At 68.9% G+C, this 18,301-nt stretch carries 14 protein-coding genes; 3 read left to right on the forward strand and 11 right to left on the reverse strand.

Annotated features, from left to right (window positions below):
* The 3 genes from Q0S71_RS08100 to Q0S71_RS08110 all read left to right on the forward strand — a co-directional run.
* Positions 1–1,211, forward strand: a 1,211-nt coding sequence (locus Q0S71_RS08100; RefSeq protein WP_295993871.1) for an FAD-binding oxidoreductase, incomplete at its 5' end; no start/stop codon positions are given.
* Positions 1,212–1,214: 3 nt separating this feature from the next.
* A complete protein-coding gene (locus Q0S71_RS08105) occupies positions 1,215–1,952 on the forward strand; it encodes an SDR family oxidoreductase (protein WP_295993872.1) in 738 nt (245 codons plus the stop codon).
* A 23-nt stretch (positions 1,953–1,975) separates the two neighbouring features.
* Entirely contained in the window at positions 1,976–3,532 is a 1,557-nt protein-coding gene (locus Q0S71_RS08110) for a hypothetical protein (RefSeq protein ID WP_295993873.1), read from the forward strand.
* A gap of 54 nt (positions 3,533–3,586) precedes the next feature.
* Here Q0S71_RS08110 and Q0S71_RS08115 read toward each other — a convergent pair whose 3' ends face one another.
* The 11 genes from Q0S71_RS08115 to Q0S71_RS08165 form a co-directional block, all read right to left on the reverse strand.
* Positions 3,587–5,038 (reverse strand): UbiA family prenyltransferase, encoded by a 1,452-nt coding sequence (locus tag Q0S71_RS08115; RefSeq protein WP_295993874.1) that lies wholly within the window; start codon positions 5,036–5,038, stop codon positions 3,587–3,589.
* Positions 5,035–6,168, reverse strand: coding sequence for a dTDP-4-amino-4,6-dideoxygalactose transaminase (gene rffA, locus Q0S71_RS08120; protein ID WP_295993875.1), 1,134 nt, complete (start codon positions 6,166–6,168; stop codon positions 5,035–5,037). The genes Q0S71_RS08115 and rffA overlap by 4 nt, the downstream gene beginning before the upstream one ends.
* Positions 6,169–6,531, reverse strand: coding sequence for an EamA family transporter (locus Q0S71_RS08125; protein WP_295993876.1), 363 nt, complete (start codon positions 6,529–6,531; stop codon positions 6,169–6,171). It lies immediately after the preceding gene.
* Positions 6,528–7,223 (reverse strand): GNAT family N-acetyltransferase, encoded by a 696-nt coding sequence (locus Q0S71_RS08130; RefSeq protein WP_295993877.1) that lies wholly within the window; start codon positions 7,221–7,223, stop codon positions 6,528–6,530. Before Q0S71_RS08130 ends, Q0S71_RS08125 begins: the two co-directional genes overlap by 4 nt.
* Complete coding sequence (locus Q0S71_RS08135; RefSeq protein WP_295993878.1) at positions 7,213–8,175, reverse strand: glycosyltransferase family 2 protein; 963 nt, start codon at positions 8,173–8,175, stop codon at positions 7,213–7,215. Before Q0S71_RS08135 ends, Q0S71_RS08130 begins: the two co-directional genes overlap by 11 nt.
* Before the next feature lie 50 nt (positions 8,176–8,225).
* Positions 8,226–9,878, reverse strand: a complete 1,653-nt coding sequence (locus Q0S71_RS08140) for a hypothetical protein (RefSeq protein ID WP_295993879.1) — start codon at positions 9,876–9,878, stop codon at positions 8,226–8,228.
* Between the two features lie 161 nt (positions 9,879–10,039).
* Positions 10,040–11,233 (reverse strand): glycosyltransferase family 1 protein, encoded by a 1,194-nt coding sequence (locus Q0S71_RS08145; RefSeq protein ID WP_295993880.1) that lies wholly within the window; start codon positions 11,231–11,233, stop codon positions 10,040–10,042.
* The gene (locus Q0S71_RS08150; protein ID WP_295993881.1) at positions 11,226–14,609 is read right to left on the reverse strand and encodes a glycosyltransferase; all 3,384 of its coding nucleotides are present in this window, start codon (positions 14,607–14,609) and stop codon (positions 11,226–11,228) included. Before Q0S71_RS08150 ends, Q0S71_RS08145 begins: the two co-directional genes overlap by 8 nt.
* A gap of 21 nt (positions 14,610–14,630) precedes the next feature.
* Positions 14,631–16,241, reverse strand: coding sequence for an FkbM family methyltransferase (locus Q0S71_RS08155; RefSeq protein ID WP_295993882.1), 1,611 nt, complete (start codon positions 16,239–16,241; stop codon positions 14,631–14,633).
* Positions 16,242–16,249: 8 nt separating this feature from the next.
* Positions 16,250–17,476, reverse strand: a complete 1,227-nt coding sequence (locus Q0S71_RS08160; protein ID WP_295993883.1) for an ABC transporter ATP-binding protein — start codon at positions 17,474–17,476, stop codon at positions 16,250–16,252.
* Positions 17,473–18,273 (reverse strand): ABC transporter permease, encoded by an 801-nt coding sequence (locus Q0S71_RS08165; protein ID WP_295993884.1) that lies wholly within the window; start codon positions 18,271–18,273, stop codon positions 17,473–17,475. Before Q0S71_RS08165 ends, Q0S71_RS08160 begins: the two co-directional genes overlap by 4 nt.
* Positions 18,274–18,301 lie beyond the last annotated feature (28 nt).

The following is an 18,301-nucleotide window of genomic DNA, read 5'->3' on the forward strand; positions in this document are numbered from 1 at the left end:
TGCGCCTGGCCGGCGCGCCGCTGATCGCGCGCGGCCTGGGCCGCAGCTACGGCGACAGCGCGCTGGCGCCGCTGGTGCTGGGCAGCGCGGCGCGCCATCTGCTGCTCGACTTCGACCCCGCCAGCGGCGTGCTGCGCTGCGAGGCCGGCGCCACGCTGGCCGACATCCTCGCCGTGCTGCTGCCGCGCGGCTGGTTCCTGCCGGTCACGCCGGGCACCAAATTCGTCACCGTCGGCGGCGCCATCGCCAGCGATGTGCACGGCAAGAACCACCACGTCGACGGCTGCTTCAGCGCCCACGTGCTGTCGCTGGAACTGATGCTGGCCGACGGCAGCGTGCTGCACTGCTCGCGCGACGCGCATCCCGAGCTGTTCCGCGCCACCTGCGGCGGCATGGGCCTGACCGGCATCATCCTCGGCGCCAGCGTGCGCCTGCGCGCCGTGCGCAGCGCCTATATCGACCAGACCACGCTGCGCGCCGGCTCGCTGGCCGAGGCCCTGGAACTGTTCGAGCAGCACCACGGCGCCAGCTACTCGGTGGCCTGGATCGATTGCCTGGCCGCCGGCGCCAAACTGGGACGCTCGCTGCTGATGCTCGGCGAGCACGCGGACGAGGGGGGCCTGGCGCCGCTGCCGACGCGCAGCCGCACGCTGCCGGTCGATTTGCCGCCGCAGCTGCTCAACCGCCATGCCATCGCCGCCTTCAACACCCTGTATTTCCACCAACCGCGCGCGGCGCGCCGGCGCGTCCACTACGAGCCGTATTTTTATCCGCTCGACGGCCTGCTGCACTGGAACCGGCTGTACGGCAAGGCCGGCTTCGTGCAATACCAGTTCGTCATCCCGCGCGCGGCCGGCATCGCCGCCCTGGGCGCCATTTTGGCCCGGGTCGCGGCGTCGGGACGCGGCTCGTTTTTGGCCGTGCTCAAGAGCTTCGGCCCCGCCAACGACAACTACCTGTCCTTCCCCGTCGAAGGCTACACGCTGGCGCTGGACTTCAAGCTCGAGGCCGGCCTGCTCGCGCTGCTCACCGAACTCGACGCCATGGTGCTGGCCGCCGGCGGCCGCCTCTACCTGGCCAAGGATGCGCGCATGAGCCGCGCCACGTTCGAACACAGCTATCCGAATTATCTGCAATTCCAGCGCGTGCGCCGCCAATACGGCGCGCTCGACGCCTTCGCCTCCTGTCAATCCCACCGTCTCGGACTGTAGCTCATGCAAAAAATCCTCATCATCGGCGCCACCTCCGCCATCGCCGAGGCGGCCGCGCGCCGCTTCGCCCAGCGCGGCGACGCCCTGATCCTGCTGGCCCGCGACGGCGAGCGCCTGGCCGCGCTGTGCGCCGACCTGGCCATCCGCGGCGCCGCCCAGTGCGGCGGCGCCCGCTTCGACGCCGGCGCCACCGAGTCGCACGCCGGCCTGATCGCCGAGGCGGTCGCCGCGCTGGGCGGCCTGGACGCGGTGCTGATCGCCCACGGCACCTTGCCCGACCAGCAGGCCTGCCAGGCCGACGCCGCGCTGGCGCTGCGCGAAATCGGCACCAACGCGCTCAGCGTCATCAATCTGCTGACCGAGCTGGCCAACCGCTTCGAAGCGCAGCGCCACGGCTGCATCGCCGTGATCGGCTCGGTGGCCGGCGACCGCGGCCGCCAGTCCAACTATGTGTACGGCAGCGCCAAGGGCATGCTGGCGATCTTCCTGCAAGGCTTGCGCAACCGCCTGCACAAGGCCGGCGTCACGGTGCTGACGATCAAGCCCGGCTTCGTCGACACGCCGATGACGGCGGCCTTCCCCAAGGGCCCGCTGTGGGCCACGCCCGACCAGGTGGCGGGCGCCATCGTTCAAGCCATGGACCAGGGCCGCAGCGTGCTCTACACGCCATTCTTCTGGCGCGCCATCATGCTGATGATTCGCTCCATACCGGAGGCCATCTTTAAAAAGCTCAGCCTGTGACCGCGCCGCGGCTGTTGCGTGTAATGAAGTTGCTGCCGGCGCTGGCGCTGGCCGTGCTGGCGGCCGCCTGCCTGGCGCTGGTCTACCTCAGGCAAGGCATCACGCCGGACCTGTTCTTCAATTCCGACGCCATCTACCTGCCGGCCGTGTACCACGACCTGTTCGAGCGGGGCGGCCATTTCGGCCAGTGGTATTTCACGCCGGCGCCGTATTTCTTCCCGGACTGGCCGCTTTACTTCGGCCTGCGCTGGCTGACCGGCAGCGTCTACTATGCGCTGGCCGCCATCATGGCGGTGCAGGCGTTGTTGCTGTGGGCGCTGTCCGCCCTGGTGCTGCGCCGTTTCACCTCGCCGCTGAACGCCACGGCGGCGGCCGCGCTGGCCACCATGGCGGCCAGCCTGGCGGCCGTCAACGGCGTTTTCCCCTACACCTATCTGATGCTGACGAGCTACCATTTCGGCACCTTCCTGGCGCTGCTGGCGACGCTGGCGCTGCTGTTGCCGGCGCTGCGGTCGGATGCGCCGCCGCTCACGCGCGGCGCGCTGGCGGGCCTGGCGCTGCTGGCGGCGCTGACGGTGTTGTCGGACCGGCTTTACCTGATGCAGTGCGCGCTGCCGGCGCTGGGGGCGCTGGCGCTGCTGCGCCGCCGCCTGGCCCCGGCCAACTGGCGGCCGCTGGCGCTGGCGCTGCTGGCCGCCTGTGTGGCCGGCGTGCTGCTGTACAAATGGAAGCTGCTGGTGCCCAACGGCGTGGGCTTGCCGTGGCGGCTGGGTTGGCGCCAGACCGGCGCCAACCTGCGCGACCTGGGCGGCATCGCGGCCGAAGTGGGGCGGCAGTCGCCGGGGCTGCTGCTGGCGTGCGGCCTGTATTACGCCACGCTGCTGACGCTGCTTCCCGGCACGCTGCTCGACAAGGGCTGGCGTTTGGCCGATCCGGTGGCCGGCTGGCTGGGCTTGTTCAGCGTGGGCAGCGCCGGCGGCGTCGTCGCGGTGATGGCCGTGTCGAGCGTGCCGCCGACGGTGCGCTACCTGATCCCAGTGTTCGTGCTGCCGCTGGTGCTGGGACCGGCGCTGCTGTATGCGCTGCGCGGCCAGCGCCGGTCGGCCGCCGCCGTCCGCCCGCCGTTGCGCCGCGTATTCCGCAGCGCCGTGGCACTGTGGCTGGGTGCGGCGCTCCTGGCGTGGCCGCTGACGCGCGTGGTGGCCCAATCGGGGCCGCTGCAACATGAATATTATCCGGCCGACCTGGCCTGCGCCGACGGCGTCTTCGCCCAATACGATTTGCACAACGGCTACGGCGGCTACTGGGACGCCGCGTGGGTGGCCATGAATACCCACCGCCAGCCCGTGGTGGCGCCATCCTATATCGACCTGCACGAGCACCAGTGGATCACCACCAGGGAAAACTTCTTGCCGCGCTATGATTTCGCGCTGGTCGCCGTCGAGGGCGTCGACCAGAACAAGCCGCCGGAGGCGCTGATCGTGGCGCAAAACGGCGCGCCGGCCGCCAGCGTCGTCTGCGGCGCGCTGAAAGTGCTGGTCTATCCCCACGGCGGCCTGGGACCGCTGCTGAAGCATTGAGGCGTTGAATTCTGCCCGCCTAGCCGCCTAGCCGCCTAGCCGGCCGCCGCCAACTCAGGCGGCGGCGCCGAAGATGGCGGCGAACAGCAGGCCGATCACCAGGCTGGTGCGGTCCTTCATGGCGAACACGACCGGGTCGTCGTGCATCAGGCCGCGATGGGTCAGCATCCAGGTGCGGGTGATCCACAGCAGCAGCAGCGGGCAGGCCAGCCAGATCAGCTGCGGCCGCCGGTACAGCGCCACGGTGGCGTGGTCTTGCGTGTACAGCGCCAGCACCAGCACCGCCAGATAGCCCGACGCCGCGCCCAGCGACGCGATCATGTCGAGGTCGCCGGGGAAGTAGCCGCGTCCGCGCGCCTGGGCCGCGTCGCCGCGGCTGCGCGCTTCGCGCAGTTCGGCGTAGCGCTTGACCAGCGCCAGGCTGAGGAACATGAACATCGAAAACGCCAGCATCCAGAACGTCAGCGGCACGTCGAAGGCGGCGGCGCCGGCGATCAGGCGCAGCGTGTACAGCGCCGCCAGGGTGATGGCGTCCAGCCCCATCACCCGTTTCAGGTGCAGGGTGTAGGCCAGCGTCAGCGCGTAATAGCCGCCCAGCACGGCGCTGAAGCGCCACGGCAGCAGCCACCCGGCCAGCCCGAAGGCGGCGATCAGCAGCAGCGGCGCCAGCGCCACGCCGGTCAGCAGCGACAGGCTGCCGGCCGCGAACGGCCGCGCGCGCTTGCTCTTGTGGTGGCGGTCGTCGGCCACGTCGAGCAGGTCGTTGAGCAGGTAGACGCTGGAGGCGCACAGGCTGAAGCACAGGAAGGCCAGCATGCCGGCCAGCAGCCGCAGCGGGTCGCCGCCCTGGTGGGCCGCCAGCAGCGGCAGGAACAGCAGCAGATTCTTGCTCCACTGGTGCACGCGCAGCGCCTTGAGCAGGGTGCGCAGGCGCGCGCGGGCCGGCGGCGGCGGCAGCACCTCGGCGACCTCGCAGCAGGCGCGGGCGCGGCGCAGCAGGCCGGCGCCGGCGCCGACCACGCAGGCGTGCCGCGCCGTGGCCCACACCGGCAAGTCGTCGGCGCTGTTGCCGGCGTAATCGTAGCCCTGGCGGCCGTAGCGGGCCAGCAGCGCGTCGCGCTTGCGGCCGGCCGACAGGTTGACGCCGCCGTCGCTGGCGAGCACCTCGTCGAACAGGCCCAGGTGGGCGGCGATGCGCTCGGCGAGCAGGCGGTCGCTGGCCGTGGCCAGCACGATGGTCCGGCCCAGCGCCCGCTCGCGCTCGATCAGCGCCAGCACGCGCGGGTCGTAGGGCAGGGTCGTCACGTCGATGTCGGTCTGCTCGGCCAGGCGCCGCTTGAGCGCGGCCTTGCCGCCGGCCAGCCACCACAGCGGCGCCAGCGCGCGCTGCGGCGCGGCCCGCACAAAGGCCAGCGCTGATTCGAGCAGCATGTCCGAGCGCAGCAGCGTGCCGTCGAGGTCGACGACCAGCGGCACCGCATCCCTCACCGCCGCCGCGCCGCTCATAGCGCTTCGTTGAGTGCGGTGACCACGCGCGCCAGGCTGTCTTCCAGTCCCACCCACAGCGGCAGGCGCAGCAGGCGGGCCGACAGCTCGTCGGTGTGGCGCATGGAACCGTGGGCGCGGCTCAGGCGCAGGCCGGCCGGCGCGCTGTGCAGCGGCACGTAGTGGAACACGGTGCTCACGCCCTGGCGCTTCATGTTGTCGATGACCTTGCCGCGCTGCTCCAGCGAATCGAGCAAGATGTAATACATGTGGGCGTTGTGGACGCAGCCGTCCGGCAGCACCGGCCGGCGCAGTTTGCCGGCCGCTTCCAGCGGCGCCAGGGCGGCGTGGTAGCGGTCCCACAGGTCGAGGCGGCGGCGCGTGATGGCGTCGGCCTCCTCCATCTGGGCCCACAGGAAGGCGGCGATCACCTCGCCCGGCAGGTAGGACGAACCGACGTCGACCCAGGTGTATTTATCGACCTGGCCGCGAAAGAACTGGCTGCGGTTGGTGCCTTTTTCACGGATGATCTCGGCGCGCTCGGCGAAGGCGGCGTCGTTCACCAGCAGCGCGCCGCCCTCGCCGGAGACGATGTTCTTGGTCTCGTGGAAGGAATAGGCGCCCATGTGGCCGATGGTGCCCAGGGCGCGGCCCTTGTAGGTCGACATGATGCCCTGGGCCGCGTCTTCGATCACGATCAGCTTGTGGCGGCTGGCGATGTCCATGATGGTGTCCATCTCGCAGGCCACGCCGGCGTAGTGCACCGGCAAAATCACCTTGGTGCGCGGCGTGATGGCGGCCTCGATCTTGCTCTCGTCGATGTTGAGCGTGTCGGGCCGGATGTCGACGAACACGGGGATGGCGCCGCGCATGACGAAGGCGTTGGCGGTCGACACGAAGGTGTAGGACGGCATGATGACTTCATCGCCGGCCTGGACCTCGGCCAGCAGCGCCGCCATTTCCAGCGCCGCCGTGCACGAGTGCGTCAGCAGGGCGCGCTTGGTGCCGGTGCGCTGTTCCAGCCAGGCGTGGCATTTCTTGGTGAACTGGCCGTCGCCCGACAGGTGGCCGTTGGTGTGGGCCTGGGCGATGTACCACAGTTCGCGGCCGGTCATGAAGGGTTTGTTGAAGGGGATGGTGGTGCTCATCATTTATCCTTGTGCGGCGATGACGGTGCCGGCGCAGATCAGCGCCATGCCCACCATCTTGGTGATCGAAATCGGTTCCTGGAACAGCCACGCGCCGAGCAGCAGCACGATGACGAAATTGAGGGCCATGAAGGGATAGGCGTGGCTGAGCGGGAATTTGGTCATCGCGCCCATCCACGAAATCGAGGCCAAAAAGGCGGCCGCGAAGGCGCTGACGATCCACGGATTGAGCAGCAGGCGCAGCAGGAACAGCAGCTTGTCGGCGCCGGCGGCCGGCAGCGCGCCGGCGGCCAGCACCTGCATCTTGATGGCGATCTGGCCGTAGACGGTGAGGGCGATGGTGAGGACGATATAGAGATAATTCATGGCACGATGCGGTGGTAGATGTCTTGCGGACGGTGGAAGGAAAAGCCGAGCGAGGCGTACAGATTGAGCACCGCCATGTTGCCGGCGGAAATGGAGCTGCCGACCGTGGCGTGGCCGGCCGCGAACAAGTCGTCGACGACCAGGCGCCACCAGTGCTTGGCCAGGCCGCGGCCGCGCTGCGACGGCGCCACCGCGTGCAGCACCAGGCTGGGGCCGTGGCAGCCGATGAAGCCGGCGGGCGCGCCGTCGGCCGCGTACAGGGCGTAGACCTCGCCGGCGTCCAACAGTTGCAGCAGCCAGTTGTCGTAGCGCCGCGCGGCGCCGGCCTGGTCCATGTTCAAGTCGCGGTGGAAGCGGCCGTGGGCGAACACGCCGTGACACATGGCCAGCAGGGCGGCGGCGTCGGCCGCGCCGATGTCGCGCGCCACGCGCAGGCCGGCCGCGACGTCGAAGGCGCGCAGCTGGGCCGGCGCGGCGCGGGTTTCGAGCAGGGTGTCGGCGTAGTAAAAGCCGTGCTCCTGCAACAAGCGCTTGTCGGCCAGCGGATCGACCTTGACGGTCTGGATGCCGGGCGCGGCGTCGGCCTGCGCCAGCGCGGCGGCGCTGTACTCGGCCAGTTCCCAGGCCGGCAGGCCGAAGGCGGCCGCGTCCCAGGGCGCCGGCCGCAGCAGCGGCGCGGCCTCAGTGCTCAAAGCCGGCTCCGGCGTTCGGCGTCATGCGGCGCACGATGTAGAGCGGGCGCTTCTTCGATTCGTCGAAGGCCTTGCCGAGGTAGACGCCGAGGATGCCGAGGATGCCGATGATGAGGCCGCCGATGAAGTAGAGCGACACGATCAGGCTGGCCCAGCCCTGGATCGGCGAGCTCTGCACCAGCGAGCGCACCAGCAGGAAGCCGCCGAAGCCGAAGGACACGGCCGCCATCGTCAGGCCCAGCCGCGCCGCCATGCGCAACGGCTTGTCGGAATAGGCGATGATGGTGTCGGCCGCCAGCTTCCACAGCTTGGACCAGGTGTAGGTCGAGGCGCCCTCGAAGCGCTCGTTGTGTTGCACCTCGATGCCGGTGGTGGGAAAGCCCATCCACTGCACCTGGCCGCCGAAGAAGCGCAGCTGCTCGCGCATGCGGCGGAAGTTGCTCACCACCTGGCGCGACATGATGCGGAAGTTGCCGCTGTCGCCGTCGAAATCGATGTCGGCCAGATAGCTGAACATGCGGTAGAACAGCCACGAGGTGAGGCGCTTGCGCAGCGGGTCCTGGCGCGCGCCGCGCAGCGCCAGCACCACGTCGTAACCCTCCAGGGCCTTGGCGTACAGGCGCGGGATTTCCTCGGGCTGGTCTTGCAGGTCGCAGTCCATGACGACGACCCAGTCGCCGCGGCACTGGTCGAGGCCGGCCGTGATGCCGTAGTGCTGGCCGAAATTGCGGCTGAACTGCAGGCCGACGACGCGCGGGTCGGCCTGGGCCAGCCGTTCGATGACGGGCCAGGAACGGTCGCCGCCGCAGTCTTCGACCAGCACGATTTCAAACCGCGGGCTGATGGGCTCGAGCGCGTCGCGCAGGCGGCGGTACAGTTCGTCGAGGATGAGCTCGGCCTTGTAGACCGGGATCACGACCGAGATCAGGGGCACGGGAGTAAGTTGTTCCATAGTACGGGTCTTTCGTGCGCCGACTAGCGGCGCATCAGGGTTCTTGAAAGTCAACGCCGCCATAGCGGCAGCGTGCGGGCCAGATTGTCGTTGAAGACGAGGATGTGCCAACCTTGATAGTCGAGCACGCGGGGCGCGCCGGTCAGCGCGGCCAGCGCATCGCGCTTCAGCGTCGCCGCTTCCGCCGTCGTCAATAGCAGGAAGGTCGGGCCTTGCCATGCCTGCGGCTGGTACCAGCGGTCCGAACCGAGGTTGCGACTCGGCAGCGGCAAACCGTCGGCGATGTCGACCGCGCGGATGCGCAGCTGCTGTGCGCTGAGCACGGTCAGCTTGCCGGCGTTCCAGTAGGTGGCGTAGCCGTAGTGCAGGCCCTGCTGTTCGAGGTAGTCGATGAGCTGCGTATCCTGCGTCACGACCAGGCCGTGGTGCATGCCGCCGCGGGCCCAGTCGACGTAGGGATACAAATAAGTGGCCGGGGCGCTGGTGGCCAGCACGGCCAGCGCGGTCAGGCCGACGACGCGCATGGCTGGCCTTAGCGTGCGGCGATCGACTATCACGCTCACCAACAGCAGCACCATCAGCAGCAGCGGCGGCACCAGATAGCGGATCGCCGATTCGGGCGCGTTCATGTCGGCCAGTCCAGTGCTCAGCGTAATCAACAGGTTGAGCAGCATCGACGTTAGCGTGAAGACGGCGATGTAGCAGGCGCCGCGCCGTTGCGGTTGCAATGTCTTCAACAGCGCCCACGGCAGCAGCGCCAGCACCACCAGCGCGGTCAGCGTGCGCAGCAGCATATAGGCGCCCATGGCCGAGACGACCGGCGTGTCGAGCCGTGGCATGCCGTCGAACATACTGATGAGGCCGTGGACAGTGCCCATCACGTTGCGCACCATGCCGTCAAAGTTGACCCAGTTCAGCTGGGTCAGGCCAGCCGTGTTATGGACCAGTTTGAGGATGTGATGGTTGAGGGCGGTGCCGCCGGCGATGGCCAGCGCGACCAGCGCCAGCTGACCGGCCTGGCGCCACGATGGCCGGCGGCCATGGCCGCGCGCATCCTGCCAGTCGATCATCTGCAGCGCGGCGGCGGCGGCGGCCAAGGGCAGGCCGTAGTAAATCAGCGCGCGTTGCGGATTGGCGCAGAAGATCAGCACCGTCAGCCCCAGCGTCGCCGCGCTCCAGCGCCAGCGCGCCGCGCCGGCCGCATGGCTCAGCGCCCAGTAGCTGTACAGCAGCAAACAGCCCATGTAATACATGGAACCGTAGGCGGCCTGGCCGAAGACGTGTTCGGCCATGAAGAGCGACATGCCACTGGAAATAATCAGCATGCTCAACATGCGCGCCGGGCGCGACTGGCCCAGCACACCCGTCACAAGCCACGTCGAACCGAGGATGAGGGCGGCGGAAACGATGTCGGAGATGGCATGGGTGGCGTAGCCGTTGGGCATGATGGCCAGCAGCGGCACGATCCAGGTGTGGACATACAACACCCACAGGTCGTTATTAATGTAATTCCACTGTCGCGGGAAGTACTGGCCGGTTTCGTAGATTTCTTGCGCCAACAGGTTCTTGACGGCCGCGTCGGAATGGAAGATCAGCTGGTAGTCGAAGCAGATGAAAAATAGCAGCAACAATAAGTTCAATATCAGCAAGCCACCCAGCAAGCGCTTGGTGTGCTTGCCGTGGGCTAGTTCGCGTAACAGCATGGAGGATTGTATGGGTGGCCGAAGAACTGCATCATAGTGCAAATTGTAGGAAAATAAACTATTGTTTCAGAATATTACACTGAGTCAACACCCGAGGGTAGCGATGGCGATGCGGTTTTTCCCGTGTTCGGTGGGGTTGTTGGGTTACGGCAGCCGCACCGTCACGCCATCAGCGTGGCGCCGCGGCGGTAGCGGCGCCGCTGCAACAGGCAATCGACGATCTGGGCGGTGCTGGCGGCCCAGTCCAGATGGGGCATGGCGGTCGATGCCGGCGCCCGCCCCTGAGCGTGCAAGTCCAGCCAGGCGGTCAGCGCCTCGGCCAGGCCGGCGTCATCGTCGGCGTTGAAATAAAACGCATGGTGGCCGCCCACTTCGCGGAACACCGGGATGTCGCGCGCCACCACCGGCAGGCCGTGCTGCGCGGCCTCGATCAGGGGCAGGCCGAAGCCCTCGGCCTGCGACGCGGCCAGCAGCGCCGAGCAAGCCTGATACAGGCGCAGCAGCATTTCATCGCTGGCATGGTCGAGCCAGAACAGGCGCCGGCCCAGCTCGGAATGCTGGCGCAGCCGTTCGACCAGGGCCTCGACCATCCAGCCGGCCCGGCCGACAATGACCAGGCTGGCGTCCACGCCACGCCGCCACAGCAGCTCGAAGGCGTCCAGCGCCTGCGACTGCGACTTGCGCGGCTCCAGCGTGCCGACCATCAGCAGCGCGGGGCGGCCGGCGATGGCGCCCAGCACCTGCCGGTCGCCGGCGTCGATGCCGGTGCTGGCCGGTGCCGTGAGCAAGTCGGCGCCCAGGTGGCAATAGCTCACTTCCAGCGGGTCGGAACGGCACACGGCGGCCTGTTCCAGCCAGGCCAGCACGTCGTCGGCGACGGCGCGCGAAATGCAGATCAGGCCGTCGGCCAGTTGCGCGATCGTGCGCAGCCACGCCGTATAGGGCACCGGCGCGCCGGCCATGAACAGTTGGGGCCGGGTGATCGGCAGCAGATCGTAAATCATGAAATACAGGCGCACGCCGTGGCGCCGCAGGTCGGCCAGCGTGGCCGCATTGGCGCACACGCCCAGCGGTGACAGGTCGAGGCCGTAGAAGATGTCGCCGCGGCGCACCGCGATCGGCGGTTCCGCGCCGGCGCCGGCCATCGCCATCCCGTCCGCGTAGGCGTAATAGCCGCCGGCGTCATAGACGGTGGCGACGCGGTAGCCCGGCGGCGGCGCCTGGCGCAGCGCGTGCAGCACGCTGCGCACCACGCGCTGGATGCCCGATTTGTCATCCTGGCGTGCCAGTACCGAAATATCGACCAGCAATTGGCGGCGCTCGGCCGCCGCGGCCGGGGGGGCTTGCTCAGCCATGTTGCTGCTCCCGGCGCAGCAGGCTGGGCACACCGTGCGCCAGGCAGGCTTGCAGGTCGGCGGCGTCGAGCGGCGCCAGGTGGAGGGCCAGGTCGGCGCCGGCCAGCGCCGAGCCGGCGGCGCCGGCATCGGCGAACAGCAGACGGTAGCGGCCGCCTGCCGCCAGCGGCGAGGCTTGCCACGCGGCCTGTAAGGCGGCCTGTCGGGCGGCGTCGGGCCAGCCCAGCGCGCACACCAGCACATCGTCCGGCGCCAGTTCCAGCGCGGTGCGGGCGGCCGCGCGCGCCGGGCCGGCCGGCGTGCCCGCCAGCGGCAGGCAGCTATCCCACGTGCCGCCCAAGGCTTCCAGCGCGCGCCGCACCGGCATGGCGGCGGCCGGCAACTTGCCCGTATGGGCGGCGGCCGGAACGACAGCCGCCGCGCCATGCGCGCCGTGCGCGGCAGGCGTTATAACAGCCTGGGCGACGGCGGCCGGCTCCTCGCCGCCGCTGGCCGCGCCGTCGAAGCGCATGGCGGCCTGGATCACGCCGCGGTTGGCCAGCGCCGCGTCGGCCGCGCCGCCGCCCCAGTGCAACAGCATGTCGCCGGGCTTGATCTCGGCCAGCGCATCGTCCAGCACCAGCTGCGGCCGGCCTATCAGTTCCAGCGTGGCGCGCCGCGCGTAGCGGTAGCCGCCGTCCACCCGCAGCACCGGCTCGATGCGGTAGCCGGCCGGCTGCGCCAGCACCAGCTCGCGCAGCAGCGTGCGTTCGGGCCCGGCCTCGGCGGCCAGCGCGGTGATGTCGACGAGCAGTTGGCGGCCCATCGTGCCGGCCTGGTTGGAGGCGATGCAGGCCGCCGTTTGCAGCCAGTCTTCGTCGCTCGGCGCGGCGGCCGTGTCGAGCGCGGCGAGCCGCCGCATCAGGTCGGCGTAGCGGGCGCCGGGGCTGTGCGCGGCGAAGTGTTCGATGGCGTCGCGGTACTGTTCGCCGATCCGGGCCGGGTGGTGCTGACGCAGCATGTAGTCGGCGCCGCGCTGCGACAGCCTGCGCGCCAGGTCCGGCTCGGCGCGCAGGCGCACCAGGGCCGCGCTCAGCTCGTCGATGGTGAACTGGTCCGGCAGCTTGATGGTGACGTCGGCCGACACTTCCGCGCCCGAGCCATGGCTGTTGATGATGGTCGGCAGGCCGAACGCCAGGCAGTCGAGGATGGTGCCCGAGGTTTCGCCGCGCGACAGCGTGCGCAGCTGCACCGCGGCGTCGGCCGCCATCAGATAGCTGCGGTACAGCGCGGGCGTGGCGAAGCCGGTGATCTTGATGCGCTTGTGGCCGCTCATGCGCTTGGCCAGGTCCTGGCCGAATTTCTCGATATTGTTTTCGCCGACAAACACCAGGTGGCAGTCGCGGTCTTCGGCGAGCGCCGAGGCCAGCCACGCTTCCAGGATGCGGTCGTTGCATTTGGTGATGGCCAGCAGGCCGAAGGAGCAGACCACGAAGTCGCGCTCGCCGAAGCCGAGCTCGCGGCGCGCGCCGGCGCGGTCGAGATCGCCCTGCAACAGGCGCAGCAGCGGGATCGAGCGCCATGCGTCGGCCCGGCCCGGTCCGTACCACCGTTCGGCCAGCGCGGCCGAGTGGGCCGAGTGGATGATGACGCCGGTGGCCTGGTCCAGCACCGCCTTGTTGTTCGGATACTGGTAGTAGGACGCGGCGCGGCCGTGCTCCTGCTCATGGGCCAGCGCCGGATAGCCGTGCGAGGCGTACAGCGACTGGCAATAAAAATTCGGTTGCAGCTTGGCGGCGTCGATGTAGTTGACGGCGCCGCTGAGGAAGAAGTCGTGCAGCTCGACCACGCCCGGATGGCGCGCCAGCAGCGGGAACATGTGGTGGTGGAACGAGGAATTGCCGAAGTGGTAGAGGATGCGGTCGAAGCGGTGGGCGTTGGCGTCGAACCAGGCCACGCTGCGCTGCGGGAAATTAGCGGTGGCCCAGGTATCCGTCATGACCGGCTGGTCCAGCACCAGGTCGATGTCGTAATAGCGCGCCAGTTCCGGCAGCAGCTCGGCGCCGGTGTCGGCGATGCCCGAGCGTTCCGGCGGCAGCGGCGAGACGAAGGCCAGGCGCGGCCGCCGTCCGTCGAGCTGGTCCGGTACGCTGACGGTGCTGCGCGCCACATGCTGGCGCTGCGCGTGGCGCGCCTCGAAGGCGTCGATCGCCTTGCGCGCGCTGGCGTCCCACGAAAACAGCTTGGCCTGGACCAGACCGTGCGCGGCCAGGCTGGCGCTGAAGTCGGCGTCGGTCAGCGCGTGGTGCATCTTGGCGCTGATGTCGGCCACGCTGTTGGGGTCGAACAGCGCGTCGCCGCGGCCGATCACCTCGGGGATGCTGCTGTTGTTGGAGCCGATCACCGGCACGCCGCACGACATCGCCTCCAGCGCCGGCAGGCCGAAGCCTTCTTGCAGCGACGGGAACACGAACAGCGACGTCAGGTTGTAGAGCGAGACCAGGTCGTCGTCGGAAACGAAGCCGGTCAGCACCAGGTCGGCCGGGGCCAGGCCGAAGCGGGCCGCCAGCGCGTTCAGGCGCACGCGGTCGCCGTCGGGGATGCTGCAGACGACGGCCAGCTGGTATTGCTGGCGCAGCGCGCCGGGCAGCTGGGCGTAGGCTTCGATCAAGCCCTCGATGTTCTTGCGGTAGTCGATGCCCCCGGTGTACATGATGTAGGGCCGCGTCAAGCCATAGCGCGCGCGCAGCGCCTCGGCGGCCGGCGGCGCCAGCGTGCGCGGCACGAAGATGGTGTCGACCGCCGACGAGATGTTGACGACGCGCTCGCCCGGCAGTTGCAGCGCCGTCATCGCCTCCTGGCGCGAGTGGCCGGAAATGGCCAGCAGCAGTTCGGCGTTCTTCAAGCTTTGCAGCTTGCGGTAATACCAGCTGGCCACGTGCGGGTCGGTCAGATAGGTTTCCTTGCGGATCAGCGGAATCAGGTCGTACAGCGTGACGGCGTTGTCGTACTGGCCGCTGTTGTGCAGCACCGAGCCGCAGGCGTTCTCGCCGAGGCCCTCGAACAGGCTCGACAGGTGGACCATGTCCGGCCGCAGGCTGGCCAGGTAATGCTCGCGCAGCTGCTCGGCGGCGCGCAGGCGCCAGCTGTTGTTGCGGTCGTGCTCGAAGATCGGCGCCGGCAGGTCGAACACCGAAATCTGCGACTGCGGCAGGGCGTCGGCGAAGGTGAGGCGCAGCTTGGCCACGCTGTCCGGGAAGTGGTTGTTGAGCACGATGCGGAATTCATGGCCGCCGCCCTGGCGCAGCATGGCCTGGGCCAGCGCCAGCGAATAACGGCCGATGCCGCGGTTGGTGCTCGAGCCCTGGCAGGCGAGCAAGTCTAGTACGATACGCATAAACGGAGTGGTCCTCGTGGATCAGGTTTGGGCTTGCTGCTGGCGTGCGCGCTGCAGGTCGTCGAAGACGCGGCGCGCGGTGGCCGGCAAATGCAGCAGTTCGGCGGCCGCCGCCGGAGCGTCGCTGGCGGCCGGCAGCGGCTGGCTCTGGGAGCGCAGCGCGACGCCGCGCAGCAGCGCCACCAGCGGCGGGAAGCGCGCCACGTTGCGGCGCACGAAGTAGGACAGCGCCGGGCGCGCGGTGATGAAGCGCATCGCGCGCAGCAGCGTGCTCTTGAGTGCGCGCCGCGACAGCGTGCGCAGGCCTCGGACGGCGCGCTTGGCGGCACCGGCCACACGGCGCAGCAGGCGCCGCGCGGCGCGCGCGCCATCCTTGGCGGCCCGCAGCGGGCGGGTGACGCGCCACGACAGGCTGCGCGTGATGCCGGCCACGACGGCTTCGGCGTGTTCGGCGCGCAGGCGCTGTTGTTCGGTGTCCTGGCGCTGTTGTTCGGTCAGCACGGCGGCGTGGTCGGCGCTCCAGCGGGCATGGATCAAGTCTTGCTCGACCTGGCGCGCGCGGTCGGTTTGCTGTTGCAGCGCGTGCGCCTGCTGGCCCAGGCTGTGCTTTTGCAGCGCCAGCGTCTCCGCTTGCGCCGCCAGCAGCAGGCGCTGGGCGTCGAGTGACGCATGCTGGGTCTGCAACGTTGCGTACTGGCTCTGCAAGGACTGGGCTTGCTCGCTCATCGTCGCGCCCTGGCGCGCCAGGGCCTCGGTCTGCACTTGCAGCGTCTGCACGTGCTCGGCCTGGGTCTGCTCGTATTGTTCGATGCGGCTGTATTTCTGCTTCCACTCTTCAGTATGGGCCAGGGCCCAGGTACGCGACTCGGCCGCTTCGGCTTCCGCCGCCGCCGTGCGCGTGCGCCATTCGGTCAGCGGGTAGGCGTAGGCGTGGTCTTCGCACAGCATGAAATCGTCGGCCGGCGACGGCGGCAGGCGCAGCGCCGCCAGCAGCGCCGCCTGTTCTTGCGCCACATAATAGCGGCTGCGGCCATCGTCCAGCGCCAGCGTGTAACCTTGGGCCAGCACGCCGGCCTGCCACAGCGGCTCGGCCGACGCCGCGGTTTCAGCGGGGTCGGCAAACGCGGCGCCGCCGCGCACCAGCAGCAGCCACGGCCGCCAGCGTCGCAGTTCGAGCCCGGCCAGAGCGGCCGTTTCGGCGCCATCGACGGCGATGTGCATGAAATGGATGTCGGACGCGACGTGCTGCGCGCACAGCGCATCGAGCGTCTGCAACGGCACTTCGCGTTGCATCACCTCGTGGCCGGCGGCGCGCCAGGCCTGCGCCCGCGCCGGTTCCAGCGTCGACGCCGCGGCATCGGTGCGGCAGTACAGCAGGGCGCTGCCGGCGGCGGCGGCCACGGCGGCGCCGACGTTGATGTCGGCCGGACGCGCCTGGCGCAGACGCAGCAGCGTGTCGGCCGCCGGCTCCACGTTCAGGCCGCGCCAGCCGCGCTGGTAAAACGCCAGCGTGACGGAGTCGCGCTGCGGATCGCCGGCGCCGGCGTCGACGTAGAAGCCGGCCTCGATATGGCGCAGCGCGCGCCACAGCAAAACGTCTTCAAAATTACGCGCGTAGGAAATCAAACTCATGGTCGTCCTCAAATGCCTTGCAGTTGTACTTGCGGGTCCAGCCAGGTGCTGCCCTCGAAATAGCCATGGCTCAGGTTCATGACCTGGAACACCAGCGCCAGGTCGCGCCACTCGTAGTTGTCGACCAGGTGGGTGTCGGCGCTGTGCAGCGCGGTCGCCACCGAATAGCTGCCCGGCCCCAGGTTGAGGCGGAACTGGAAGGTGAACGTGAGGCGCTGGCCGTCGGCCACCGGCGGCACCGGCGCTTCCTTGTGGAAGGTGTTGGTGCCGAAGATGGGCTGGCCCAGCCGGTCCTTGATGCGGTAGCCCAGCGTCAGGTTGGGGATGGCGCGGTGGACGTCGACCGTCACCCGCAGCGTCACCAGGCTGCCGACGTCGTGCACCTCGGCCGGCTCGCCCTGTTCGTTGAGCAGCGCGATCTCGCGCACGGTGGCCTCGCCGCTGCCGGAAATGGTCTGCACCTTGCCGCTGGCGTGGGTTTCCTGGCGCACGTTCTGGTTCTCGCGCTCGGCCAGCATGGCGTTGTAGTAATCCATGATTTCTTCCGGCGTGCCTTCCTTGCTGATGCGGCCGCCATCGAGCAGGATGGCGCGGTCGCACACCGACTGGATCGCGCCCTTGTCGTGCGACACGATCAGCAGGGTCGTGCCCTGTTCGCGGAAGCTGCGGATGCGCTCGAAGCTCTTGTGCTGGAAGTAGGCGTCGCCGACCGACAACGCCTCGTCGACGATGAGCACGTCCGGGCGGCGCGCCGTGGCGACGGCGAAGCCCAGCCGCATCTGCATGCCGCTGGAATAGACCCGCACCGGCTGGTCCAGATAGCTGCCGATCTCGGCGAAGGCTTCGATCTCCGGCATCAGGTCGCGCATTTCCTCGGCGCTCAGGCCGATCAACTGGCCCGACATCAGCGCGTTCTGGCGCCCCGTGAAGTCGGGATGGAAGCCCATGCCCAGTTCCAGCATGGCGGCCACGCGGCCCTCCATCTGCACCGTGCCGGTACTGGCGGCGGCGGTGCCGGTGATCAGCTTGAGCAGCGTGCTCTTGCCGGCGCCGTTGATGCCGATGATGCCCAGCGCCTGGCCGGGATGGACCTGGAAGCTGATGTCCCGCAAGACCCAGATCCGCTCATGGCGCGGCCGGGCGAACGGCGTGAGCCATTCGAGCAGGCGGGCCCGGTGGTTGGGATAGCGTTTGTAGGCCTTGCCCAGATTTGATACGCGTATGCTGCCGTTCACAGTTCGTCCACCATTTCGCCCGCGCGCGCGCGGAAAAGTTGCATGCCCAGCAGGCACAAGATAATGCCCACCACGGCCGGCATCAGCAGCGTGTCCCATTGCGGCGCCGCGTGGGCGACCAGGATGTCGTGGAAGGCGATGATGAGGGGCGCCATCGGATTGAACATCAGCCAGTCGCGCACGTCCGGCGGCAGCGCCTTGAGCGGGTAGACCACCGGCGTGAACCAGAACCAGAATTGCAGCACGATGGTGAAGAACTGGCCGACGTCGCGGAAGAAGACGTTGAGGACGCCGACGATCATGCCCAGGCCGATGGCCAGCGCGATCAGGATCGCCAGCACCGGGAACAGCGCCAGGTAGGCCCAGCCGGGGAAGTTGTCCGACGCCACGAGGAACAGCGTGAACAGGCCGAAGATGATGGCGAAGTTCAGGCAGGCGTTGAGGACGACGATGACAGGCAGACACAGGCGCGGGAAATTGATCTTTTTGATCAAGCCGGCGTTGTCGAGGAACACGGTCTGCGCCTTGCTGGTGATTTCGGCGAACAGATTCCACGTCAGCACGCCGGCGCACAGGTAGATGCTGTAGGCGAAGGTGGAATTGTTGTCCGGCAGGCGCGAGTGCATCACCTGGGCGAAGATGACGGTATAGACGAAGATCATGGCCAGCGGATTGAGCACGGTCCAGGCCGCGCCGAGGATGGAATTGCGGTATTTCGACTGGAATTCGCGCTGCACGCTGGTCTTGATGAAGCCGCGGTAATTGGCGAGGTTGCGCAGACGCGCCAGCGCCATCATGGCTGGGCTCCGGCGCGGCGGCGCGTGT

This window comes from Rugamonas sp. (assembly GCF_025354735.1).
Classification (GTDB): Bacteria; Pseudomonadota; Gammaproteobacteria; order Burkholderiales; family Burkholderiaceae_D; genus Rugamonas.